At 65.1% G+C, this 24174-nt stretch carries 25 protein-coding genes and 1 tRNA gene; 13 read left to right on the top strand and 13 right to left on the bottom strand.

Annotation, left to right across the window (positions count from 1 at the left end; genetic code table 11):
• Positions 1–143 precede the first annotated feature (143 nt).
• A complete protein-coding gene (locus HR9077_RS01685; RefSeq protein WP_136064475.1) occupies positions 144–2003 on the top strand; it encodes a sigma-54-dependent Fis family transcriptional regulator in 1860 nt (619 codons plus the stop codon).
• A gap of 88 nt (positions 2004–2091) precedes the next feature.
• Here HR9077_RS01685 and HR9077_RS01690 read toward each other — a convergent pair whose 3' ends face one another.
• The gene (locus HR9077_RS01690) at positions 2092–2250 is read right to left on the bottom strand and encodes a YqaE/Pmp3 family membrane protein (protein WP_136064477.1); all 159 of its coding nucleotides are present in this window, start codon (positions 2248–2250) and stop codon (positions 2092–2094) included.
• Positions 2251–2355: 105 nt separating this feature from the next.
• Positions 2356–2613, bottom strand: coding sequence for a hypothetical protein (locus HR9077_RS01695; protein ID WP_136064479.1), 258 nt, complete (start codon positions 2611–2613; stop codon positions 2356–2358).
• Between the two features lie 367 nt (positions 2614–2980).
• Here HR9077_RS01695 and HR9077_RS01700 point away from each other — a divergent pair, with 367 nt between their 5' ends.
• The 7 genes from HR9077_RS01700 (at position 2981) to putP (ending at position 11495) form a co-directional block, all read left to right on the top strand.
• Positions 2981–3391, top strand: a complete 411-nt coding sequence (locus tag HR9077_RS01700) for a CBS domain-containing protein (protein WP_136064481.1) — start codon at positions 2981–2983, stop codon at positions 3389–3391.
• A gap of 311 nt (positions 3392–3702) precedes the next feature.
• Positions 3703–3778 (top strand) — tRNA-Gly (locus HR9077_RS01705).
• 240 nt (positions 3779–4018) lie between these two features.
• On the top strand, positions 4019–5008 hold the full coding sequence (locus HR9077_RS01710; protein ID WP_136064483.1) for a Bug family tripartite tricarboxylate transporter substrate binding protein: 990 nt from the start codon (positions 4019–4021) through the stop codon (positions 5006–5008).
• Positions 5009–5016: 8 nt separating this feature from the next.
• Positions 5017–5388: a hypothetical protein gene (locus HR9077_RS01715; RefSeq protein ID WP_136064486.1), complete on the top strand. Its 372-nt coding sequence runs from the start codon at positions 5017–5019 to the stop codon at positions 5386–5388.
• A 112-nt stretch (positions 5389–5500) separates the two neighbouring features.
• Positions 5501–6310, top strand: a complete 810-nt coding sequence (locus HR9077_RS01720; RefSeq protein ID WP_136064488.1) for an AraC family transcriptional regulator — start codon at positions 5501–5503, stop codon at positions 6308–6310.
• Between the two features lie 205 nt (positions 6311–6515).
• Complete coding sequence (gene putA / locus HR9077_RS01725; RefSeq protein ID WP_136064490.1) at positions 6516–9704, top strand: bifunctional proline dehydrogenase/L-glutamate gamma-semialdehyde dehydrogenase PutA; 3189 nt, start codon at positions 6516–6518, stop codon at positions 9702–9704.
• Positions 9705–10004: 300 nt separating this feature from the next.
• Positions 10005–11495 carry a sodium/proline symporter PutP gene (gene putP, locus HR9077_RS01730; RefSeq protein ID WP_136064691.1) on the top strand — a complete coding sequence of 497 codons (1491 nt, stop codon included), beginning with the start codon at positions 10005–10007 and terminating at the stop codon, positions 11493–11495.
• A 52-nt stretch (positions 11496–11547) separates the two neighbouring features.
• On the opposite strand, the gene HR9077_RS01735 is transcribed toward putP, so the two are convergent.
• Complete coding sequence (locus tag HR9077_RS01735; RefSeq protein WP_136064492.1) at positions 11548–11826, bottom strand: cyd operon YbgE family protein; 279 nt, start codon at positions 11824–11826, stop codon at positions 11548–11550.
• A gap of 261 nt (positions 11827–12087) precedes the next feature.
• On the opposite strand from HR9077_RS01735, the gene HR9077_RS01740 reads away from it, so the two are divergent.
• Positions 12088–12666, top strand: a complete 579-nt coding sequence (locus tag HR9077_RS01740) for an OmpW/AlkL family protein (RefSeq protein ID WP_136064494.1) — start codon at positions 12088–12090, stop codon at positions 12664–12666.
• A gap of 118 nt (positions 12667–12784) precedes the next feature.
• On the opposite strand, the gene HR9077_RS01745 is transcribed toward HR9077_RS01740, so the two are convergent.
• From HR9077_RS01745 to HR9077_RS01765, 5 genes are all read right to left on the bottom strand, one after another.
• Positions 12785–13285 carry a gamma-glutamylcyclotransferase family protein gene (locus HR9077_RS01745; RefSeq protein ID WP_136064496.1) on the bottom strand — a complete coding sequence of 167 codons (501 nt, stop codon included), beginning with the start codon at positions 13283–13285 and terminating at the stop codon, positions 12785–12787.
• Between the two features lie 2 nt (positions 13286–13287).
• A complete protein-coding gene (locus HR9077_RS01750; RefSeq protein ID WP_136064498.1) occupies positions 13288–13614 on the bottom strand; it encodes a YqcC family protein in 327 nt (108 codons plus the stop codon).
• Positions 13615–13688: 74 nt separating this feature from the next.
• Complete coding sequence (locus tag HR9077_RS01755; RefSeq protein ID WP_136064500.1) at positions 13689–14444, bottom strand: amino acid ABC transporter ATP-binding protein; 756 nt, start codon at positions 14442–14444, stop codon at positions 13689–13691.
• The gene (locus HR9077_RS01760) at positions 14441–15115 is read right to left on the bottom strand and encodes an amino acid ABC transporter permease (RefSeq protein WP_136064502.1); all 675 of its coding nucleotides are present in this window, start codon (positions 15113–15115) and stop codon (positions 14441–14443) included. Before HR9077_RS01760 ends, HR9077_RS01755 begins: the two co-directional genes overlap by 4 nt.
• A gap of 16 nt (positions 15116–15131) precedes the next feature.
• On the bottom strand, positions 15132–15896 hold the full coding sequence (locus HR9077_RS01765; protein ID WP_136064504.1) for an amino acid ABC transporter substrate-binding protein: 765 nt from the start codon (positions 15894–15896) through the stop codon (positions 15132–15134).
• 304 nt (positions 15897–16200) lie between these two features.
• On the opposite strand from HR9077_RS01765, the gene HR9077_RS01770 reads away from it, so the two are divergent.
• The 4 genes from HR9077_RS01770 to HR9077_RS01785 all read left to right on the top strand — a co-directional run bounded on the left by HR9077_RS01770 (position 16201) and on the right by HR9077_RS01785 (position 19311).
• Entirely contained in the window at positions 16201–17229 is a 1029-nt protein-coding gene (locus HR9077_RS01770) for a DUF3549 family protein (protein ID WP_136064506.1), read from the top strand.
• An 84-nt stretch (positions 17230–17313) separates the two neighbouring features.
• The gene (locus HR9077_RS01775) at positions 17314–17751 is read left to right on the top strand and encodes an ATP-dependent zinc protease family protein (protein ID WP_136064508.1); all 438 of its coding nucleotides are present in this window, start codon (positions 17314–17316) and stop codon (positions 17749–17751) included.
• Positions 17752–17826: 75 nt separating this feature from the next.
• On the top strand, positions 17827–18735 hold the full coding sequence (gene rimK / locus HR9077_RS01780; RefSeq protein WP_136064510.1) for a 30S ribosomal protein S6--L-glutamate ligase: 909 nt from the start codon (positions 17827–17829) through the stop codon (positions 18733–18735).
• Positions 18736–18864: 129 nt separating this feature from the next.
• Complete coding sequence (locus tag HR9077_RS01785; RefSeq protein ID WP_136064512.1) at positions 18865–19311, top strand: ferritin family protein; 447 nt, start codon at positions 18865–18867, stop codon at positions 19309–19311.
• Positions 19312–19374: 63 nt separating this feature from the next.
• Here HR9077_RS01785 and HR9077_RS01790 read toward each other — a convergent pair whose 3' ends face one another.
• From HR9077_RS01790 to sufC, 5 genes are all read right to left on the bottom strand, one after another.
• Complete coding sequence (locus HR9077_RS01790; RefSeq protein ID WP_136064514.1) at positions 19375–20052, bottom strand: SanA/YdcF family protein; 678 nt, start codon at positions 20050–20052, stop codon at positions 19375–19377.
• Positions 20053–20129: 77 nt separating this feature from the next.
• Positions 20130–20696 (bottom strand): putative Fe-S cluster assembly protein SufT, encoded by a 567-nt coding sequence (gene sufT / locus HR9077_RS01795; RefSeq protein WP_136064516.1) that lies wholly within the window; start codon positions 20694–20696, stop codon positions 20130–20132.
• A gap of 19 nt (positions 20697–20715) precedes the next feature.
• Positions 20716–21957 carry a cysteine desulfurase gene (locus HR9077_RS01800; RefSeq protein WP_136064518.1) on the bottom strand — a complete coding sequence of 414 codons (1242 nt, stop codon included), beginning with the start codon at positions 21955–21957 and terminating at the stop codon, positions 20716–20718.
• The gene (gene sufD, locus HR9077_RS01805) at positions 21941–23326 is read right to left on the bottom strand and encodes a Fe-S cluster assembly protein SufD (RefSeq protein WP_136064520.1); all 1386 of its coding nucleotides are present in this window, start codon (positions 23324–23326) and stop codon (positions 21941–21943) included. The genes HR9077_RS01800 and sufD overlap by 17 nt, the downstream gene beginning before the upstream one ends.
• The gene (gene sufC, locus HR9077_RS01810) at positions 23323–24075 is read right to left on the bottom strand and encodes a Fe-S cluster assembly ATPase SufC (protein ID WP_136064522.1); all 753 of its coding nucleotides are present in this window, start codon (positions 24073–24075) and stop codon (positions 23323–23325) included. The genes sufD and sufC overlap by 4 nt, the downstream gene beginning before the upstream one ends.
• Positions 24076–24174: the final 99 nt, after the last annotated feature.

The following is a 24174-nucleotide window of genomic DNA, read 5'->3' on the forward strand; positions in this document are numbered from 1 at the left end:
TACGTAAAAACCTCACCCTACCTTGGTATAAGCGTATTTATGGACAACTCGACTAGGCTGGATTGAACACACCCTGGACACTTTCTGAACAGAAGACTGTGCAGCGAAATGTTCGAAAACGAAAAACAAGACAGGGGAGTCTCATGCCAGAGGATGCCAAGCACCGCCCCCGTGCCCACATAGCGCGTGCCGAATATCGCCTGGGCAGCGTCGCCGACCCGGATGGCGCCCGGCAGCCGGCCCGACACTCGGCGGCCGACACCGGGCAGCGGCAGGCCCTGGCCCGGCCCCTGCTGGATCTCCTGGAGGAAAGGCTCGTCCCCGAGATCGCCGCCATGCTGCGCCACTGGCAATGCGTACTGGTGCTGGCCGACCGCGACGCCGTGATCCTGGCCCACTGGGGCGACTCGCGGGCAATGCTCGGAAACCGCGAAGCGTGGCTGCTGCCCGGCGCCCGATGGGGGGAAGAACAGATCGGCTGCAACGCCATCGGCACCTGCCTCGCCGAGGACGCCGCCCTGGACGTGGTGGGCCGCGAGCATACCTGTAGCGACCTGCACCACCTCGCCGGCCACGCGGTAACGGTCCGCGACTGGCGCGGGGAGGCCGACGCCTGTCTGGCGCTGCTAAGCGACCCCTACCGCAGCCGTTCGTCCCGCTATCAAGGATTGCTGCCGGTTCTGGCGATGCAGATCGAGAACGAACGCCTGATCGCGCACTACCGCCGGCACTGTTTCCGCTTGACCTTCAACGCCAACCGCGACGATATCGACGGACCGCGCTCGGGCCTGCTGATTCTCGACGAACAGGGCCGGCTGGTTAGCGGCAACTCACGGGCCTGTTGGCTGCTGAAGCTCGAGCGCGACGAGTTGCCGGGAACCTCGCTCGACACCCTCTTCGACCGGCGCTGGCCGGAACTGACGGCGCACTGCAACGAGTTGATGCCTCTGCGCGTCGCCGACCGCTATCACTGCTATGGCCGGCTCGCGGCGCCGGACCGTCTGGCCGATACCGCGCGGCACGCCACACCCTCCCCGTTGTCGGCCCTCGACCTGGGCGACCCGCGCCTGCGCCAGGCGATCGTTCTCGCCGAGCGCCTCAGCGACCGCGGCATCGCCATGCTTCTCTATGGCGAAACCGGAACCGGCAAGGAAGTCTTCGTCAAGGCGCTGCACGCCGCGAGCCGGCGCGCCGACAAGCCGCTGGTCGCCATCAACTGTGCCGCCATCCCCGACGCCCTGGTCGAGGCCGAACTGTTCGGCTATGTGCGCGGCGCCTTCACCGGCGCCGACCCGCGTGGCAATCCCGGGCGCCTGCGCGAAGCGCATGGCGGTCGGCTGTTCCTCGACGAGATCGGCGATATGCCCCTGCCGGTTCAGGCCCGGCTGTTGCGGGCCCTGCAGGAGCGCGAGGTCACGCCGCTGGGAGGCGGCATCGCCTACCCGGTGGATATCGAGGTCATCGCCGCCACCCACCGGCCGCTGGCGGACGAGGTGGCCGGCGGACGCTTTCGCGCCGACCTCTACTACCGCCTGTGCGGGGTCGAACTGAGCCTGCCTCCCCTGCGCGAACGCCACGACGTCCCGGCCCTGGTGCAGGTCCTGCTGGCGCAGCTGGCGCGCGAACTCGATTCCGAGGCGATGGGCGACACGCCGCCCCGGGCTTCGCCCGAGCTGCTGGACTGGCTGTGCCGGCAGCGCTGGCCGGGCAATATCCGCGAGCTGGAAAACGTTCTGCGTGTCGCGCTGGCAATCAGCGACGGGCCGCAGCTCGAACTGCGGCACCTGCCCTTCCAGGCCTTCGCCCCGGATGATCGCCATGCCGCCTCGGCCCCACTGGCCATGCCCGACCGCTCGCCGCCCCCCACCGGTACCCCGACCGGCCTGCGGGAGCGCCTGGCCGCCCACCGCGGCAATCTTTCGGCATTGGCGCGCGAACTGGGCATAAGCCGCACCACGCTCTACAAGCGCCTGAGGGAAACCGCCGCAAGCGCTCCCGGCTAGCCGTCAAGATTCGATGGCGCAAGCCATGAACGCAAAAAGCCCCCTGGGCAGGCAGGGGGCTCGATCTCGACAAGGGTCTGGCAGGTTTTCAGCGCCGGGCGATGATCCATACCGCATGAATGATCCCGGGAATATAGCCGAGTATCGTCAGCAGGATGTTGAGCCAGAAATGCAGCCCCAGGCCGACCTGGAGGAAGACCCCGAGCGGGGGGAGCAGGATGGCCAGAATGATGCGTATCACGTCCATGATGTGTCTCCTTTAGAGGCGCTAGGTGCCGTTCCTTGCTCGAACGCGAAACAGTGCATCGCGAACGCTACTTGCCATATGGGCCCGACGGCCGGATTCTTCAAGTCATGACCCGCCCCGGGGTTCGTCATCGCCATGGCGGTGTGCCGCAGGGTCGTACTTCTGCACGATCCGCTCGGCATCATCGGCGAGTTGGGCATGATGACGCTCCCAATCCTCCCAGTCATGCGGCGTACCGCTACGCGGGCGCTGGCTTCCGGCATGACGTGCGCGCTGCCAGGCCAGCTCCTCGAGCGTATTGGGGCGCTCTTCGTCTCGCTCGAGCGCGATGCCCTGCTTGGCGAGATAATCCCGTGCGTTCATGAATACCTCCTTGCGGCGTCGCGTCGGCCGCCGGGGGCGACCGACGCGACGCCATGCATGTAGGGTCTATGGCCGTATGACAGCGGCCCCGTTGCTTGCGTTCGCCGTCGATGGACGGCGCCAGCCGCCGGCGAGCCACCGTGGCGGCCGGACGCCAGCGACGGCATGCCCCCAGGGTAGCAGCCGCGCGCGGCTCGACAGAGCCGTGAAGCAACCGACCATTGTCGCCGGCTGAACTATGCTGAAATCGCAGGCGCCGCGAACGCCATCCGGCGCTTTCGATGACCGCAGGCATCGCGGGCCGGGCAATCCCGGTTGGACAGGGTCGCGTCCAGCATGGTTTCAGTCCTTAGAGGGAGACAGCCCCATGACCAACAAGGCCCCCATGACGGTACGCGACATCATGTCTCGCGACTGTTACCGAGTCACCGCTGACACCTCGGTGGCGACACTCGTGGCCGGCCTGGCCCTGCACCGATTGCCCGGCGCGCCGGTCGTCGACGCGCGCGACCACCTGATCGGGTTCATTTCCGAACATGACGTCATGGCCAAGCTGTTCGAGAGCGTCTACCTCAGCGACGAGCCGGCACCGGTACGCGACCTGATGCGCCATGAAGTGCTTACGGTCACCCCCAACAAGAGCGTGACCGACCTCGCCCAGGAGATGCAGGGACAAAAGCCCAAGGTCTACCCGGTGATCGAGCAGGAGCGTCTGGTCGGCATCGTCACCCGCCGCGACGTGGTCGGCGCCATCCTGCAGATGCGCAGCGCGCATTAGCCGGCACGATCCGGCGCCGGGCGCGCATCGACGAGCGTCCCATAAAAAACCGCCGCATCGAGGATGCGGCGGCCAAGGATCGAATGCAGTAAGCAAAAGACGCAATTCTCAGCGACTGCCGAAAAATCGCGCTTAACCCTATGACCACGGATCGCCGACATTTCTCCATGCAGATTGAAATTTTCTTTGTACGGGCCCTGTCGCCCGCCCAGCGCTGCGTTCCTGCCCGTCGCGACGCCCCTCGGACTCCCGCGAGCGCGAACGCTTTCCTTGCCAGCACGGCCGGGGATTCATTATCATCGTTTCGCCGAGCGGGTATAGCTCAGTTGGTAGAGCATCAGCTTCCCAAGCTGAGGGTCGAGGGTTCGAATCCCTTTGCCCGCTCCAATCCTGCCCCTTGTCTATCGATCTCAGGCCTTCGCTGTACCCGGTCGGGACTCCAGCCGAACGAACGGCCCTCTCGCCGTGGGCACTGGCGCCCGGCGTTCCCGCGGCTTGCCTGCCTCAACACAGCCTGCCCAGCCGGACACAACGGCCGGCACCATCGGTGAATTAACGCGCCTCGCGTAATCCGTTAGGCTACTCGCCGCTGGATACACCCTCACGATGCTGAAAAAGGCACGCACCATGAAAAAGACCTTCCGCACGCTGGCACTGACGGCCGCCCTGCCCTTGCTGTCGCTCCCGGGCGCTTCGGCACATGCCCTGCCCGAGGGCAAGACCGACTGCATCGCCCCGGCACAGCCCGGCGGCGGCTGGGATTTCACCTGCCGCAGCGTGGCCCGCACGCTACAGGATCTGGACCTGATCCCCGCCGGCATGCAGACGATCAACGTGCCGGGCGCAAGCGGCGGTGTGGCTTTCAGCCATGTGCGCGCCAAGCGACAGGACGATGAATCGCTCATCGTCGCCGCCTCGACCGCCACCACGACACGCCTGGCCCAGCGTCGCTACGCCGAGGGCGATGTCGATGACGTACGCTGGGCGGCCGCGCTGGGTGCCGATTACGGGATCATCGCGGTACCCCGGGATTCGCCCTACCAGGACCTGAAGGCACTACTCGATGCGCTGCGCGAGGACCCCGGCCAAGTGAGTTTCTCGGGCGGCGACGTGGCCGGGGGGTTCGATCACCTCAAGGTATTGATGGCCGCACGCCAGGCCGGTGTCGAACGACTGCGCGACATCAAGTACCTGGCCTACGATTCCGGCTCGGTGGCGATCACCCAACTGCTGGGCGGGCATATCGACGCCTTCACCGGCGATCTCACCGAAGCGTTGAGCTTCGTCGAGAGCGGCGATCTTCGCCTGCTCGCGGTGTTCGCCGAAGAGCGACTGCCCGGCAAGCTCGCCGACATCCCCACCGCGCGCGAACAGGGCATCGACGTGGTCGCCCCCAACTGGCGCGGCTTCTACCTGCCCGGCGGCGCCTCCGATGAGGCCTACCAGTGGTGGGTCGAGCGCCTGGATACCCTCTACGCCACCGAAGAATGGAAGACCCTCATGCAGCGCAACGGGCTGTTGCCCTTCCACAAGAGCGGCGAGGCCATGGAGCACTTCGCCCACCAGCAGGTACGGGACATCCGCGCCATGTCCGACTCGCTCGGCCTGGTGAAGTAAACGAATCCATGGCGCTCTTTCTGCTGATATTCGTGGTATCGATGGTCGTCATCGGCAGCACGATCGCCATGATGATGCTGGCCCGCACGCCCCGCTATCGTACCGAGCCGCAGCATCTGCTGCGGCTGTTCGACCGCGTACTCGGCGACGAAGCCTCGGCGAACGAATGGCACACGGTGGTCGGCTACCCGGTTCGCCACGACGAATACCTCGAGGGGGTGCGGCGTAGCGCCATGCTGATCATGGACGAACATGGCCGCCCATCGCAGGCGACCACCGGCGGTTCGCTGCTGACGCGTACCGGCCGCGAGGAGCTGGGCGTGCTGCGCGACCATCTCGCCGCCCACATGGCGCTCGAGGAGGGTCGGCGCGAGTTCTAGCGGCAGCCTTCACCCCGTGTCGGCGAAGGTCGATGGATAACCTGCCGGCCGCTCTCGTCTTGACGCCGGTGACGACATACAATGGTCGCCACTGGCGTCACGAGGTAACGACATGTCCAGCGCCATTCGCCTCACACCGCTCGACAACACCATCAAGCATCACGCGCACGACTTCCACCAGATCGTGATCGGTCTCGACGGTCACGCCGATTTCGAGATCGAAGGGCTCGGCGGGCGCATCGCCGCCCTGTCCGGCTGTATCGTCCCCGCCAATCACCTGCACTATTACGAGGGCATCGGCACCAACCGTCAGCTGATATTCGATCTGCCCGACGACGCGCCGGCGTTGACCGGCAGCCATCGCGCGCATGCCCGGCTTTTCGATGCGCCGCGCTTCTTCGCGCTCGACGCCCCGTTGCGCGTCTACCTGCGCTTTCTGGTCCGCGAGCTCACCCAGCCGCAGCCGGCGCCCGGCGACCTGCTCGCCGCGACGTTTCTGGGTTGCCTCAATGCGCGCATGCCGGACGACGCTCCTCAGCGCACCCGGCGCATCGACCTGGCGGCCATCGATGCCTATATCGGGCAGAACATCGAGCGCCGCTTGACCGTCGCCGACCTGGCCCGCCGCGCCTGCCTGAGTGCCGCGCATTTCGGCGAGCTGTTTCGCCAACAGACCGGTGTGACCCCCTACCAGTACCTGCTGCATCAGCGCCTGGCGGTCGCCCGGCAACTGCTGGCCGATTCGCCATTGCCCCTCAGCGAGATCGCCGCGCGCACCGGCTTCGCCAGCCAGAGCGCGCTCTCCCACGCCTTCCGTCGCGCCTACGGCCACCCGCCGGGGCAACTGCGACGCCAGCCATCGCTGAACCACGAGACGCCGAGCCATCCATATCGCCGCCTGACACCTTCGTCGCAGCGCTGACCCGAGCCCGGCCAGCTTCCGGGTTTTTAACAAAAGTCACCGCGAAATTGGCAAGACGCGGCGTCTTCTCCCACCCTAAATTCAGAACACTCTGGGTTTTTCCTCTCGGGCCCCGATGTTCGCACCGGGGTCACGGCGTTCGCGTGCCTTCAAGGAAGAGGGTCCACGGCGCGCCCGAGTCACACGCCAATAACGGGGTCTTCACATGCTCGATGCCAAGACCATGCTGGACAGCCAGACCTGGCAACAGGACCTGGATACCTTGCTCAAGCGCCTGAGCGAGCACTATATCGTCGACGAGAATGCCTACATGGCCGAACTCGTCGCCGTCCTTCAGGCCGACGAGAACGACTTCGCCCGGATCGGCGACAAGACCGCCGAGTTGGTCCGCGAAGTGCGCGAGATGGATACCGCGGTCGATTCCATCGATGAGTTGTTGCAGCAGTACAGCCTCGACACCCACGAAGGCTTGATGCTGATGTGCCTGGCCGAAGCCATGCTGCGCGTCCCCGACAAGGCCACCGCCGATGCGCTGATCGAGGACAAGCTGGGCCCCGCCGACTGGAAGTCCTACGTCGGCCAGAGCGAGTCGTGGTTCGTCAACGCCTCGACCTGGGGCCTGTTGATGACCGGCCGGGTCGTTCAGCTCGACAAGCCCCGCGACGGCAAGCCGGCCAACTTCATCAACAAGCTGGTCAACCGCATGGGCGAGCCGGTGATCCGCAGCGCCATGTACCAGGCGATGAAGATCATGGGCCGCCAGTTCGTGCTCGGGCGCACCGTCGACGAGGCCCTGAAGCGCTCGCAACCGCTGTTCGACAAGGGCGACACCTACTCCTACGACATGCTCGGCGAGGCCGCACGGACCCGCGAAGACGCCGGACGCTACTTCGACGACTACGCCAATGCGATCAAGCGCGTCGGCGAGGTCAGCCGCAAGCTCGGCGACAAGACCCCCGCCCCGTCGATCTCGATCAAGCTTTCCGCGCTGCATCCGCGCTACGAATTCGGCCATCGCCGGCAGATCCTGGTCGAGCTGGTCGACAGCGTGAAGCAGCTCGTCGCCATGGCCCGCGAGCGCAGCGTGGCGATCACCATCGACGCCGAGGAAGTCGATCGCCTGGAGCTCTCGCTGGAAGTCTTCCGCGCCGTCTACGAGAGCGAGGAGTGCCGCGGCTGGGGCCACTTCGGGCTGGTCGTCCAGGCCTACGCCAAGCGCGCCCTGCCGGTGCTGCACTACATCAATCGCCTCGCCGACCAGCAGGGCGACGAGATCCCGCTGCGCCTGGTCAAGGGCGCCTACTGGGACACCGAGGTCAAGGAATCCCAGCAGCTCGGCGTCGACGGCTACCCGGTGTTCACCCGCAAGGCGAATACCGACGTCGCCTACCTGGTCTGCGTGCACTTCCTGCTTTCCGAGAATACCCGTGGGCGGATCTTCCCGCAGTTCGCCACCCACAACGCCCATACCATCAGCACCATTCTCGAGCTGGCCAACGCCACCGACCGGCCGTTCGAGTTCCAGCGCCTGCACGGCATGGGCGAGGCGCTCTACGACGCCGCGCTCAAGCGCGCCCCCCAGGGCACCTACTGCCGCATCTATGCACCGGTCGGGGCCCACAAGGACCTGCTGCCCTACCTGGTACGCCGCCTGCTCGAGAACGGCGCCAATTCGTCGTTCGTGCATCAGCTGGTCGATCCGCGCGTGCCGGTCGAGTCGCTGTGCATGCACCCGGTCGAGACGCTCGGCCAGTATGAGCACTACGCCAATCCCAAGATCCCGTTGCCGCCGAACATCTACGGCTCGCGCAAGAACTCCAAGGGCGTCAACTTGAACATCCACGATCATTACCAGCCCCTTGTCGACGCCATGGCGCCGCACATGGACAAGGAGCATCACGTCAAGCCGTTGCTGGGTTTCGACGTGGCCGACGACGCCGAGCAGCGCCAGGAAGTCAAGAATCCCTACGACACGCGCCAACTGGTGGGTAGCGTGCAGTGGACCACCCGCGAACAGGCCGAACGCGCCGTGGAAGTCGCCTGGCAGGCCTTCCCGCGCTGGGAAGCCACGCCGGTCGAAGAGCGTGCGCAGATTCTCGAGCGCTTCGCCGACCTGATGGAGGAACATCTCGCCGAATTGATGACGCTGTGTTCGCGTGAGGGCGGCAAGCTGCTCACCGATGGGGTCGACGAGATCCGCGAAGCGGTCGATTTCTGCCGCTACTACGCCAATCGCGCCCGCGAGCTGTTCGCCGAGCCGACCCAGTTGCCCGGCCCGACAGGCGAGTCCAACGAGCTGATGATGGGCGGCAAGGGCGTGTTCGCGACGATCAGTCCCTGGAACTTTCCGGTGGCGATCTTCTGCGGTCAGATGGTCGCCGCCGCGGTGGCCGGCAACAGCGTGCTGGCCAAGCCGGCCGAGCAGACCTCGCTGGTCGCCCATCGCGTCGTCGAGTTGCTCCATGAAGCCGGCATGCCGCGCGATGTCGTCCAGCTACTGCCCGGCGACGGCCCCACCGTGGGCAGTGTGCTGAGTTCCGATCCGCGAATCACCGGCATCGCCTTCACCGGCGGCACCGATACCGCGCAGATCATCAACCGCTCGCTGGCCGCCCGGGAAGGAGCCCCGCTAGCCACGCTGATCGCCGAGACCGGTGGCCTCAACGCGATGATCGTCGACTCCACCGCACTGCCCGAACAGGTCGTCGCCGACGTGGTCCGCTCGTCGTTCCAGAGCGCCGGCCAGCGCTGCAGTGCGCTGCGGGTGCTCTACCTGCAGGACGACGTCGCCGACCGGGTGATCGAGATCCTCAAGGGCGCCATGGCCGAACTCAGCGTCGGCGACCCCCGCGACCTGGGCACCGACGTCGGTCCGGTGATCGACGACGAGGCGCGTCAGGGCCTGCTCGCGCATATCGAGCGGCTCAAGGGCGAAGGCCGGCTGATCGCCGAGACCTCGCTCGACCCGGCGCACACCGCCCACGGCAACTTCGTCGCTCCCACCGCCTTCGAAATAGACACCATCGGAGCGCTGGAGCGTGAGCAGTTCGGTCCGATCCTGCACATCGTGCGTTACAAGGCCGACGAGATCGATCGCGTGATCGAGACCATCAATGCCAAGCAATATGGGCTGACTTTCGGCGTGCATAGCCGTAACGAATCGTTTGCCAACTCCATTGCGCAGAAAATTCGTGTGGGCAATGTCTATGTAAACCGTAATATCATTGGCGCCGTCGTCGGTGTTCAGCCCTTCGGTGGCCAGGGGCTATCCGGGACGGGTCCCAAGGCCGGTGGTCCCAACTATCTGTTGCGCTTCGCCACCGAAAAAACGCTGACCGTCAATACCGCCGCCCTGGGCGGCAACGCGTCACTGCTCGCGTTGGGTGATGAGTAACCCGGGCCGGACAGTCCGCCAGGCGCAGTGACAACACGCGCCTGGCGGATACGCACGCAAGGACCCTGCCATTCGTCTCTAGGCAGGCAGGGCCCCTTCGGCGTTGACAACAATACAGCTGCAGAAGGACGACCCAACATGGCAGAAACACACTGACCCTCGGCCTTATCTTCGTGCCCTGCCGGGCGATACGCGGCACCGGCATCACCGGGCTGCATGAAGGCGAAAGAGAGTTACAAAAACAATGCGCGCCACTACCGGATTCTGCACGGTAACCGCGCTAATGAACTGGAGAAGCCCATGGCTATTGGTGTTTGGATTAGTCTATTCCTTTATTTTGCGCTCATGATCGCCATCGGCATCTACGCAATGCGCAAATCCACGTCTTCGTCCGAAGATTACGTGTTGGGCGGCCGGGGCCTCAGCCCAAAAGTAGCGGCCTTGTCGGCCGGGGCATCGGACATGAGTGGGTGGCTGCTTCTGGGACTTCCCGGGGCGCTCTTCGTGACCGGCCTGGCCTCCGCATGGATCGGCATAGGCCTTTTCGTGGGGGCGTTCATCAACTGGATCCTTGTTGCCCCCCGGCTTCGCGAGCAGACCGTGCATTACGGGAATGCCCTGACGATTCCATCCTTTCTGGCAAACCGGTTCCCGACCCGGTCCATGTCGCTGCGTACCGTCTCTGCCATTGTCATCGTCGTGTTCTTCGCGGTCTATACGGCATCCGGCCTGGTCGCAGGTGGCAAGCTTTTCGAAAGCGCGTTCGGGGAGATCATCAATGTCGGGGGCATAAGCGATTATGCGGTCGGCATCATCATCACCCTGGGCGTCGTGCTGGTCTATACGGTCGTCGGCGGCTTCCTGGCAGTGAGCATGACCGACTTCGTGCAGGGGTGCATCATGGTCGTGGCATTGATACTCATGCCGCTCGTCGTGCTCTTCGGCGAAGGTGGCGGCGGATTTTCCCAGGCGACACAGACGCTGGGAGAAGTCGACCCCACGCTGCTCTCCTGGACGGAAGGGCTGACCTTCATCGGCTGGCTTTCTGCGGTCACCTGGGGGCTGGGCTATTTTGGTCAGCCTCATATCATCGTGCGCTTCATGGCGATTCGGACCCTGAAGGAGGTTCCGATTGCGCGCAATATCGGCATGACCTGGATGGGTGTTTCGCTCATCGGTGCCATCTCGCTGGGTATCTTTGGTCGAGCCTACGCGGTACGCAACGGCTTGGATGTCGAGGACCCCGAAACCATCTTCATCATCCTGGCCGAATTGCTGTTCAATCCGTTCATCACCGGCTTCCTCTACGCGGCTCTGCTGGCCGCGATCATGAGTACCATCTCCAGCCAGCTTCTGGTGTCCTCCTCTTCGCTTACGGAAGACTTCTATCGGCTGTTCCTGCGCAAGGAAGCGAGTGAGCGCGAATCCGTGACCGTCGGCCGGGTCTGTGTCGTTCTGGTCGGCCTGGTTGCAGCCGTCATTGCGTCTAACCCTGACTCCAACGTTCTGGGGTTGGTCAGTAACGCCTGGGCCGGCTTCGGTGCGGCATTCGGCCCGCTGATCATCCTGTCGCTGATGTGGTCGCGTACCAATGGCGCCGGTGCCATCGCCGGCATGGTCGTGGGTGCCGCCACCGTCATCATCTGGATTTCACTGGGCTGGAGCGCAGCGTTCATGGGTGGCCCGGGTGTGTACGAGATCATTCCCGGTTTCATCGCCTCTTTGATTGCAATCCTGGTGGTGAGCAGTGCTACTGCCGATGCGGGTGAGTACAAGCACATCGCTCGCTAAACGAGCGCACGACTCGTGCAAGGCATGAAAGGGCTCCTCAGGGAGCCCTTTTTCAGAGCCGCAGCAACAGCAATACGCCGAACACCCCCAGCGCCACCCAGCACCAGGGCGGCCCCAGCCAACGCCGCAGCGGCCCGGGACGCACCGTGAGGCCAGCGCCATGAGCGAAACCGGCGCCCAGTGCCCACACCCCGAGCAGCCACAGCGGCAAGCGCCAGGCGAAGGTCAAGCCGCTGACGATCTCCGGTCGCAACAACAGCATCAGTGCCATTGCCGAGGTCGCCACCAGCGCCAATAGCCGGGCCCCTTGTCGATAGCTTGCCTCCAGCATGTCTCGCTCCTCGTCCGTTACCTGCTTCCAGTAAAGCGGCTCGCCGGGTCAAGCGCCAAGCAGCGGTTTCGTGGCACCCGATCACAGCAGACTATGTCAGGCTTTAGTCTAATAACAAAATTTTACGTGACATAAGCGAACAGTGTTTCCTATACTGCTCGCACAGTTTGAAAACACTGTTTTGTAAGGCCGGCAAAGGCCGGAGCAAACAGACAACGGATGTTGCAATCCGCTGAAGCTTAAATAGCAAGGAGTCACCCCATGACCAAGATGAAACTGCTTTCCGCTTCCATCGTCGCCGGCAGCCTGATCGTTGCCTCGCAGACCACCCTCGCCTACGAGGCTGGAGACTTTCTGCTGCGCGGCGGTGTCGCCGAGAACAACTCCACCGGTGACGGCGTCGACCTCAGCGACGACAGCGCCTTCGTCGGCAGCATCGGGTACATGGTGCACGACAAGGTCGGCGTGACCCTGGGCAGCAGCGACAAGTTCGAGCACGACCTGTCCGGCAATGGTATCGATGGCGAAGTCGAGAGCCAGCCGATCGACCTGATGGTCGAGTATTACCCGCTCGGCGGGCTCGACTCGCGCATCCAGCCCTATGCCGGCGTGGGCGCCAACTACACCCGCTTCTCGGGTGAAAGCAGCGGACTCAGCGTCGACAACACCTGGGCTCCCAAGGGCGAAGTGGGCATCGACCTGGTGGTCACCGACAACCTGTCGTTCAACGGCTTCGCCTCCTACGCCGATGTCGATCCGGACTACAACGCCGGCGGCGCCAGCGGCGAACTGGACACCGATCCGGTCATGGTCGGCGGCGGTGTGACGCTGAACTTCTAAGCTCGCGCCTTCGACGCGCAGCAACCAAAGACGCCGGGCATTCGCCCGGCGTTTTCGTGTCCGCAATCCGTAAGGCCGTCTCCAGCCGCCGCGGCACCGGCCAGCCGAATCGGGCGGATCAACGCGGCGTCAATCGCGACAGTCCCAGCATCGTCAAGGTCCTGTCGGCCAAGCCCTCGACGGCATCGACCTCGCTCAGGCGGGCGTGATAATGCTCGGAAAGGAACGGTTTACCGGCCAGCAGATGATCGAGATATTCGCGCGCCGGACGCAACGACTCGCGGGTCTTGCCGGCAACGGCGATATATACCCACGCCTCGATCGGCCCCTCGTCGGTTTCGACGCGGCAGGCATGGCGGCGATAATCGTGGGGCACGCCTTCGAAGGGATCCATGAGCTCGATCTGTGCGGGATATTGCAGCTCGAACAGCGCGCCCTCGACCCGCGCCCCGGGCTCGGCCACCACATTGGCGTGGGCAATGCCGGGCACCCGCGAGGTCTTGTCGAAACGCAGCGCATGGTCGACCAGCACCCCCGGCAGGGCCCGCCGGGTATCGCCGATGCGTGCCACCACCCGGGCGACGTTCATGTTGCTGCCATAGGCGAAGTAGTAGGCCATGCTCAGGACTCCGTGACGATACGATCCACCTCGGCGACCGCCGCCACCAGGACCGCACGGTTGCTTGGCTTGCTGTTCTGCAGGTAGGCCTCGGCGGCCGGCGCCACTTCACAGCTCGCCGGTAGCGGCGCCCGCGCGTCCACCAGGGCCTGAAGGCGCGCGATGAAGACATAGCGCAGCCATTGCGCCAGGTCCATGGTATCGACGCAGAATGGCTGGGCGCTGTCGAAGGCCTCGGGGGCGGGGCGCGCGGTGTCCCAGAGATCGATACTGCGCAGCGCCGACTCGAGTTCACCGAGCGCCTGGTCGAGTTGCTGGTGGGCAGTCATTGCGGCTCCGTCAATAGCAAAACGCCATTATCGCGCGGGCCGGAGTCGCGCGCCAAGGGGCCGACCAGACGACCTCAAGGCTCGCCCAGCGACTGGCCGGCCAGCACCTTGCGCAGGAAACTGCGGGTACGTTCGTCACGCGGCGCGGAAAACAACGCCGCGGGCGGGCCCTGCTCGACGATACGACCGCCGTCCATGAAGATCACCCGATCGGCGACGTCCCGGGCGAAGCCCATTTCATGGGTCACCACCAGCATGGTCTGACGCTCGTCGGCAAGCTGCTTCATCACTCCCAGGACTTCCTCGACCCACTCCGGGTCCAGCGAGGAGGTCGGCTCGTCGAACAGGATGACTTCCGCCTGTGCGGCCATCGCCCGGCCGATGCCCACGCGTTGCTGCTGGCCGCCGGAAAGCGATGCCGGATAGGCGTCCGCCTTGTCGGACAGGCCGATACGTTCGAGGATCTCGCGAGCCTGCCGGTGGGCACGCGGCTTCGCCCAGCCGTTGACCACGATCAGCCCCTCGGCGATGTTCTCCAGCGCCGTCTTGTTGGCGAACAGGGCGTAATTCTGAAAGACGAAGGCCGTGCGCCGGCGCAGCTCGAGAATGTCCCGCTTGCTGGCCCGCTTGGCCTCGACCGTCAGGTCGCCGACCGTGACCTGCCCGGCCTCCGGGCGCTCGAGGAAGTTCACGCAGCGCAGCAGCGTCGACTTGCCGGTGCCCGAGGGGCCGATCACGACGATGATCTCGCCCCGCTCGATGGCCAGGTCGATGCCGTCGAGTACCGTGCTGTCGCCGAAGCGCTTGGTCAGTCCCTTGAGTTCGATCATCGCCGATAGGCCTTGTTGAGTCGGGTTTCGAGACGACGCTGCAGCCAGGCCAGCGATTCGACGATCACCCAGTAGAAAATCGCCACGGTGATGAACGCCTCGAAATACAGGAAGCTGCCCGCCGCCTCCTTCTGGGTGGCGCCCATCAGTTCGGTGACCCCCAGCGTGAAGGCCAGCGACGTCGCCTTGATCATGTCGATGAAGTAGTTCATCAGCGTAGGTACCGCGACCCGCGTGGCCTGGGGCAGCACGATGCGCCGCATGAGTTGAAGGTTGGTCATGCCCACCGACAGTGCCGCCTCGGTCTGACTACGGTCGACGCCGACGATGGCGGCGCGTATCGATTCCGCCATGTAGGCCGAAAAATGCAGCGTCAGGCCGAGGATCGTCGCCGTGATGCCGTTGATCTGGGTCAGCGCACTGACCAGCTGCGGCAGACCGTAATAGAACAGGAACAGCTGAACCAGCAGGGGCGTGCCGCGAAAGAACGAGATGAACAGCAGCGTCAGGGCATTGAGGCCGGGCACGCGCAGCACCCGTACCACCGCCAACGCGGCGGCCAGGGCCAGTCCCAGTACCATCCCGGCCGCCGCCATTTCCAGGGTCAGCGGCAGGTAGCCGAGCAGGACCGGCACCAGACCCAGCATGTAGTCGATATTCAAGGTGTTCATTCAAGTGATCCGGCGCTTAACGCTGAGTGATGTCGGTACCGAACCAGCGCTGGGAGATCTTCTCCAGGGTGCCGTTCTCGCGCAGCGTCGCCAGCGCTTCGTCGAAGCGATCGCGCAGCGCGCGCCCCTGCTCGGTATCGCGGAACGGCAGGGCATTGCGGATCTCCGAGAACGGCTTGCCGGCGAGTTCCAGCGGCAGCGGCTTTTCCTTGATCACCTGCGAGGCGCTCACGCGGTCCATGACGAAGGCATCGACCCGACCCAGCGCGGTGTCCTGCTCGATGTTGCTCTCGTAGGTGCGAATGTCGATCTCGTCGGAATAGGGCAGTTCGCGCAGCAGCTGTTCGTAATTCGAGCCCAGGTTGACCGCCACGGTCTTGCCCCGCAGGTCCTCGACCCCTTCGATGGTGTCATTGCCCTCGCGGGTCACTACCTGGGCACCGTCATAGACGTAGGGCTCGGTAAAGGCGTACTTGGCCTGGCGCTCCTCGGTGATGGTGATCTGGTTGGCGATGGTATCGATACGCCCCGACTCGAGCATGCCGAACAGTCCCGAGAAGTTCGCGGTGACGAATTCGATATCCGCGCCCATCTGCTCGCCCAGCGCATTCATCACGTCGACCTCGAACCCCTTGAGCTGGTCCTGCTCGACGAAGGTGAACGGGAAATAACCGCCCGACATGCCGACCTTGAAACTGTCGTCGTCCGGCGCCTGCGCCATCGCTCCCAAAGGCGCCGCCATTAGAGTGCCCAATGCCAGGGTTGCCAGTAATCGCCGCATGATGACTCTCCGTATGCAAGAACAAGAATAAACGAATGGTACGTTTATTCGATTTGGTTACATAGCTTAGTAACTTGAGCCGCCTTTGACCAATAGCGACTAACTATTTGTGCCCCCGCCCACCGCGCAACTTGATTCACAGTTTTCCTGAAAGAGCCTGTGGATAATCGCTGGAAAAGCCCCGCTTGCGCCCATGCCGCCTGGGCCGGGGCAAGCTGGTCAAAAACCGACCAGCCAGTGACTCATCAGGGTGGCAAGGGCGACGACGACGCGCTACAGTGCGCGGCTCAACCGCGAGGACGCCATGCCGCCGATACAAACGCTTTGCGACTTCTTCATCCGCAGCGGCGCCCAGGTCCGTTTCTACTCGCTGGGCCGTCGGGTCGCTGCCTGCCCCGAGGCCACGCTGGCCGCCTTCGAATCGGGCACCCGGCCCTGGCCGCTGCCCTGGCTGGGCCGAGCCCAATTGGCCTGCGTGTTTCGCCTCGGCGATAGCGACGATCCACTGGTCTGGTTCCTGTCGCTGCCCCTGGACGAGCAGGGTCTGCTCGACCCGGCGCCGCGCGATGCCTTCCTGCAGCGACTGCTGGAAACCCTGGGACGCTCGGCCAACCGGCTGCAGGGCGACGAAGGCCAGCAGATCGACAACCTGATGCAGGACAATCCGCTGGCCTTCACCCCCGACGTCGTTCAGCGTTCGCTGCTGCATGCCCGTGCCAGCGCCGACCTGGGACGACCCGCCAGCGAGCATTTCGAGCTCGCCGAGAGCTATCTCCTGGCGCCGGACCAGCAGGCCCAGTGGCCGGCCCTCGGCCTGCAAGGCGTGGCGGACTTCAGCGTGCGCCACGACGAGGTCCAGGCCGTCAGGCTGGCGGCACGACTGGACACGCTCCCGGTCGAAGTGCTGCGTCCGCTGAGCCACTGCCTGGAGCACGTCGAGCCCGGACGCGAATTGGTTCGGGCGTTGATTGCCCGGGGCGAGGCGGCCGCTCATGCGGGCGATATCGAGACATTCAGTGCCTGCGTGCGCGGCGTCGGCCAAGGCGAGACCGCCCTCGTCGGCCCCTGGTACGATGCCTTGCTTGCCGACCGCGCCGCCTGCGGCCCGGATCTGCTCGCGGCGATCGCCGCGCGCGGCTGGGCGCACCTGGAGCACGCCCGGCGCCTGCCGCTTTTCCTCGACGCCCTGGCCCGCCACAGTCCGGGGGGCTTCACCAACGTGGTCCGCGATCTGGCATTGCTGCCCCGTCTGCGGTTACCGTTGCTGATGGAACTTCGGCAGGCCTCGCCGGAGTCGCCCGTCGGCCGATGCCTGCAGCCGCTCACCCATTGAGCCCTGTGCCGGACCGGCCGTAACAGACTGGCCGTACCAGACTGGCCGTACCAGACTGGCCGTACCCAACCAAAGGGAGCGCCGATGAAAGCATTGCCCTACCAGGCGAAGGCGGTGATCGGCCGCCGCGAAATGGTGACCCTCCCGGAAATCGGCCTGACGCTGTGCTGCAAGGCCGACACCGGGGCCCGCACATCGTCCCTGCATGCCGAAGAGATAGAGACCTTCGAGGAGCATGGCCACCTGTGGGTCAGTTTCGTGACACGCGGCAGCGGCACCGAGAGCCCGGCGCACCCGGTCAGGATGCATCTTCACGACCGCCGCAAGGTGACCAGCTCCAACGGCCAGGCCGAATGGCGCTACATCATCCGCACCCACATGCAGCTCGGCGAACTCGACTACCCCGTCGAGCTCTCGCTGAGCGATCGCCGCAACATGCGCCATCCCATGTTGCTGGGGCGCCGTGCCATGCGCCGCCTGCTGGTCGCGCCGGGTGCCGCCTTCCTGCATGGCGAGCCCTGAGTGACCGCGACACGCTCGCCTAAATACCGCGCCACGCTATTCTAAACATCGCTTCCGCCCAGTCTGGAGAACACCATGCACATCGCCCTGCTGTCGCGTAACCGCAATCTGTACTCCACTCGCCGACTGGTCGAAGCGGGCCAGAGTCGAGGCCACAGCGTCCGCGTGGTCGACACGCTGCGCTGCTACATGAACATCGCTTCTCACCGCCCATCGATTCACTACAAGGGTGCCGAACTCGAACCCTTCGATGCGGTGATACCGCGCATCGGCGCCTCGGTGACCTTCTATGGCTGCGCCGTGTTGCGCCAGTTCGAGATGATGAGCACCTATGTGCTCAACGACAATGTCTCCATTACCCGTTCCCGCGACAAGCTGCGCTCGTTGCAGCTGCTTTCGCGCAAGGGCCTGGGGCTACCGATCACCGGCTTCGCGCACTCGCCCGACGACATCCCCGACCTGATCACCATGGTCAAGGGCGCGCCACTGGTCATCAAGCTGCTGGAGGGCACCCAGGGGATCGGCGTGGTGCTCGCCGAGACCAACCAGGCCGCCGACAGCGTGATCCAGGCCTTCATGGGCATGAAGGCCAATATCATGGTGCAGGAATACATCAAGGAGGCGCGGGGCGCCGACATACGCTGCTTCGTGATCGGCGACAAGGTCGTCGCGTCGATGAAGCGCCAGGCCGCGGAGGGCGAGTTCCGCTCCAACCTGCACCGCGGCGGCAGCGCGAGCGTGATCCGCATCACCCCCGAGGAACGCTCCACGGCGATTCGCGCCGCCAAGGCGATGGGGTTGCGGGTGGCCGGCGTCGATCTGCTACGTTCCAATCATGGCCCGGTCATCATGGAGGTCAACTCCTCGCCGGGGCTCCAGGGAATCGAGAATGCCACGGGCCGCGACATTGCCGGACTGATCATCGAGCACCTGGAAAAGAACGCCGCCACCCCGCGCAAGGCGCCGCCCAAACCCAAGGGTTAAGTGTCGCGCCCCGCCGCCGATAACCTTGGCGACGCCATTTCGATGGAAACACAGTATTTCTTGCCGCCAGGGGTAGCAAAACACTGTTTCCAGCCGCACAATCTGCGTCACCGGAGGAGGTGACTGCTCATGTTTCTCGATAATCGCCAAGTGGCGATGGACAACGTACTGGAAGCGCTGGCCGACAGCCTCGATTACTTCCAGGACAATCTCGAACGCTTGCGCCCATCGTTGCGCGACGCGCTCAAGCCGCATTTCGAGGAGCGCGGCGAAGCGATGCGCGAACTCCAGGCGCTCGCCAAGCAGCACCTCGACATCCTGCCCCGTGACGCCGACGTCGAGCGCGACGACTATCTGTGGCTGTGGAGTCGGCTGAAGAGCTTCGTCGGCGATGACAGCCAGGTACTGGTCGGCGAACTGCTCGAACAGGAGCGGGTGGTCATGCAGTCGTTGTCGACCCTGTACACGCACCCCCTGCCCGATTCCATCGAACCGGTCATCGAGCGCTGCTGGAAGGGCTGTCGCGCGTTGATCCGTGAACTCTACAAGCTGCAGAAGCCCAAGCAGCGCCGGTGACTCGTGGCCCGGAGAAGGGTCGCCGGGCTTCGTGCACCGGCTCCGCGAAGCGTGTCCATGCGCTCACCCCCCCGCCGGCGCGATTTGCAGGGGTTCCGGAGGCCCCAGGAAATAGGGTTCGCGGTGCCACAGATAGAGATCGCCCAGCGTCGCCACCCTCGCCAGCCATTCGCGCATGCGCAGGCGCCACTCTCCCGACACGCGCTGCGTCGGCGCGGCGCAGCCGGTCGCCTCGATGCCCAGCGCATCGGCGATGAACAGCGCCCGCGGCAAATGCCAGTCCTGGGTAATCAACAGCGCCCGGTCGACGGCGAATATCTCCCGCGCGCGAACCAGGGTATCGAAGGTGCTGAAGCCGGCGTAGTCGAGCGTCATGGCGCTGTCGCGCACGTTCTCCTCGCGCAGGTCGCGCCACATGGTGACCGGCTCGTTGTAGTAGCGGGTGCGGTTGTCGCCGGAGAGCAGCAGGTGCTGGACGCGATGCATGCGCAGAAGGCGCGAGGCGGCGCCGAGCCGCGCGGCGTAATGCGGGTTGCGCCCGCCGCCACGCGCCCAGTAGGACGTGCCGAAGACGATGCCGACCGGCGCCGCGCGACACAGCAGCAGATCCTCCTCGATGCGTCCCTGGGTTCGCGACAGCAACCACCAGTTGGCCGCCAGGACGACCCCGGCGGCCAACACCAACAGGGCGGCTGACCATCCAGCCGCCCGCTTGAGCCATGCGGTGCGCTTTGCCGCCATCGCCTGTCAGCTCTCCCGCCATTGCTGGGCCGCGCCGAAGCGCTCACGGTGCGTCGAGTGGGCAGCCCACTCGTGCGTCAGAAAAGGCCCAGTTCGAGCCGGGCTTCCTCGGTCATCATATCGCGACTCCAGGGCGGATCGAACACGATATCGATATGCACCCGTGAAATCGGCTCCGCGCCGAGGATCTTGCGCCGGGCATCCTCGGCGATCACATCGCCCATGCCGCAGCCGGGGGCCGTCAGGGTCATGCGCACGGTCACCACCCGCTCGCCGCTCAGCAAGTGCTCGATACGACAGCCATAGACCAAGCCCAGATCGACGATATTGACCGGAATCTCGGGATCGAAACAGGTACGCAGCTGCTCCCAGACGAAGCGCTCGAGCGCCTCGTCGTCGGCGTCGGCGGGCAGCGTCGGCCGGGGCAGGGCTTCCAGACCGAGCGCATCGAGATCGCTGCCCTCGATCAGGAACATGCGCCCTTCGTAGCCCACGCTGACGGTACTGCCCTTGGCCTGCATGATCGAGACGATCGCATCCTCGGTGAGCGTGACGCTCTTGCCGAAGGGGATCGAGATCGCCTCGACATCGCGTTGCAGGGGCATCTGCTGCCCCTTGTAGAGAAGACTTTCCAGTGGCTGCATTGCGGCTCCGTTGCCGAGTCTATCGCACCATCTCGACGGCACGCGCGAGCGCCGCGACGAAGATATCGATCTCCTCGGGCGTGTTGTAGGCGGCAAAGGACGCCCGGCAGGTTGCTGTCACGCCAAAGTGCTGCAACAGCGGTTGAGCGCAGTGATTGCCGGTGCGGATAGCCACCCCCAACTGGTCGATCAGCAGCGCGATGTCCTGGGCATGCGCGCCGTCGACGACAAACGATACCACACCGGCCTTGTGCGGTGCGGTGCCCAGAAGGCGCAGGCCGGGAATACCGGCGAGCTGCTCGTGAGCATGCGCCAGCAGGCGCTGTTCCCAGGCGCCGATCAGCGCCACGCCGGTCTGCTCGACCCACTCGAGCGCCCGCCCCAGCGCGATCACTTCGCCGATCGCCGGGGTGCCCGCCTCGAACTTGTGGGGGATCGCGGCGTACGTACTGCCGGCCTCGAAGGACACCGTGTCGATCATCTCGCCACCGCCCTGCCACGGTGGCATGGCCTCGAGCAGTTCGGCCTTGCCATAGAGCGCGCCGACGCCGGTCGGACCATAGACCTTGTGACCGGAAAAGGCATAGAAGTCGACGTCGAGCGCGGCCACGTCGATCGGCTCATGCGGCGCGGCCTGGGCGCCGTCGACGAGAATCAGCGCGTCGTGGGCGTGGGCGATGCGCGCCATCTCGGCGACCGGGTTGATCGTGCCGATGGCGTTGGAGACATGGTTGACCGCCACCAGCCGCGTGCGCTCGCTGAACAGCTCGCGATAGGCGTCCATGTCGAGCACGCCGCGATCGTCGATCGGGATGACCCGGATGGTAAACCCCAGTTCGGCGGCCAGCAGCTGCCACGGCACGATGTTGGAGTGGTGCTCGAGGCGCGAGACCAGCACTTCGTCGCCCGGCTTGAGGTTGCTTCGCCCCCAGCTGTTGGCGACCAGGTTGATCGCCTCGGTGGTGCCGCGCGTGAAGACGATCTCGCGGGACTCGCGGGCACCGATGAAATCGCGCACGGTGGCCCGCGTCGTCTCGAACGCGGCGGTCGCCTCGTCGGCCAGGGTATGCAGGCCGCGATGGATGTTGGCGTTGTAATGCCGGTAGTAGTGGTCGAGCGTCTCGATCACCTGGACCGGGGTCTGGCTGGTCGCGGCATTGTCGAGATAGACCAGCGGCTTGCCATGCACCTGCCGATCGAGGATCGGAAAGTCACGACGCACCTTCGCCACATCCAGGGTCAGTTCAGCCATCGCGGTCATGCCCGCCTTCCTCCTGCGCATGGCCGGCCTGCTCGAGCGCGGCGACTTCGACCAGACCGGTGAGATTGAAGCGCTCGGGAAGCTTGCCGGCCACCGCCCGTTCGACACGCTCGGCGATGGCGTCGAGGGTCACCCGATCCATCACCTCGCCGGCGAACGCCAGGGTCAGCAGGCCGCGCGCGGTCTGCTCGTCGAGCCCCCGGGTACGCAGCGCGAACACGGCCTCCTCGTCGAGCTGGCCGGTGGTCGCCCCGTGCGAGCACTTGACGTCGTCGGCGTAGATCTCGAGTTCGGGCTTGGTGTCGATCTCGGCGCGATCGGAGAGCAACAGGTTGGCATTGCTCTGGTCCGCCTCGATCTTCTGGCTGTCGCGCTTGACGACCACCTTGCCGTTGAACACGCCCCGCGCGCGATCGTCGAGGATCCCCTTGTAGTTCTCGTTGGAGATCGTGTGCGGCGCATTGTGATTGACCAGCGTGTGGTTATCGACGTGCTGGCGCCCCTGGGCGTAGAACAGCCCGTATAAGTGGGCCTCGGCGCCTTCGGCGTTCAGCTCGCTGACCAGATCGTTGCGCACCAGCGCCCCGCCCAGGTTGACGTTGAACGAGGTGAAGCGGCTGTCGCGCCCCTGGTCGACCTGCAGGCTGGTGACCAGCAGGTCGCCGAGCGGCGCTTCCTGAAGGTTGTAATGAGTGAGGATCGCGCCACGCTCGAGCAGCGCCTCGGCCACCACGTTGGTGAAATTGGCGGCGTCCGTCTCGCCGACGAAATGCTCGATCACCGTGGCCTCGCTGCGTGCACCGGCCTGGATCAGCACCCGCGGGTGGCACATCACAGGTTCGGCATTGGCGCGCGACAGGAACTGCACGACGATCGGCGCCTCGACCACCGTTCCCGGGGCCAGGCGGATCACCGCGCCCTCCTCGGAAAACGCCGTGTTCAGGGCCGCGAACGGCGAGAAATCGACGCCGGTCAGCCGCCCCAGCACGCCACCCACGGCCTCGTGATTGTCGCTCAGCGCCTGCGACAGCGGCTCCACCGTGACGCCGGCGGGCAGCGCGGCGAGATCCGACAGCTCGGCGGAGAACACGCCGTCGACGAAGGTCAGGCGGATCGCCGAGGCCAGCGGCAGGGTCAACGCCGCCGCCTGGCCCGGCGAGAAGTCGGCATTGTCGGCCAGGGCGAAACGGCCCTGACTGATTCGCCGCACGTCGGTGTACTTCCACTGCTCGTCACGCTTGGTGGGAAAGCCCAGCGCCTCGAAACGCGCGGCACCCGCCTGACGCCGCGCGGCTACCCAGGTCGGTTCGGCGTCACGCGCCTCGCCGCGCGCCGGTAGCCGCTCGAGAAAACTCTGTTCTTCACTCATGCTGCGGACTCCTCCACGACCCATTCGTAGCCACGCGATTCGAGTTCCAGGGCCAGGTTCTTGTCGCCGGACTTGACGATACGACCGTCCACCAGCACATGCACCTTGTCGGGCGTGATGTAATCGAGCAGGCGCTGATAGTGGGTGACCATCAGGATCGCGCGGTCGGCTTGGCGTAGCGAGTTGACGCCCTCGGCGACGATCTTCATGGCATCGATGTCGAGTCCCGAGTCGATCTCGTCGAGCATCGCCAGCTTGGGCTCGAGGATCAGCATCTGCAGGATCTCGTTACGCTTCTTCTCGCCGCCCGAGAAGCCCTCGTTGACGGCGCGCTGCAGGAAGCTGGGATCCATCTTCATGTAGGCCAGCTTTTCCTTGACCAGCTTCATGAACTCCGGCGCCGGCATCTCGCCTTCACCACGCGCCGCACGCTGGGCATTGAGCGCCGCCTTGAGCAGGTAGATGTTCTTGACCCCGGGGATCTCCACCGGGTACTGGAAGCCCATCAGCAACCCGGCCTGGGCCCGCTCCTCGATCTCCATGTCGAGCACGTCGCGGCCCTCGAAAGTGATCGTGCCCGAGGTGACTTCGTAGCCGTCCTTGCCGGCGATCACCGCCGACAGGGTCGACTTGCCGGCACCGTTGGGGCCCATGATCGCATGGACCTCGCCGGGAAGAATCGTCAGCGAGAGTCCCTTGAGGATTTCCGAGCCTTCCACGCAGACGTGCAGATCTTTGACTTCGAGCATGTGTTGCCACCTTGAATCTGGGTTCGAGCCGCCTCGGCGACTCCGCTAAACTTGTGCGCCTTGCGGGTATCCAGGCGCGTCATGATCGAGCGCAACGGC

Source organism: Modicisalibacter radicis (assembly GCF_900961225.1).
GTDB lineage: Bacteria > Pseudomonadota > Gammaproteobacteria > Pseudomonadales > Halomonadaceae > Modicisalibacter.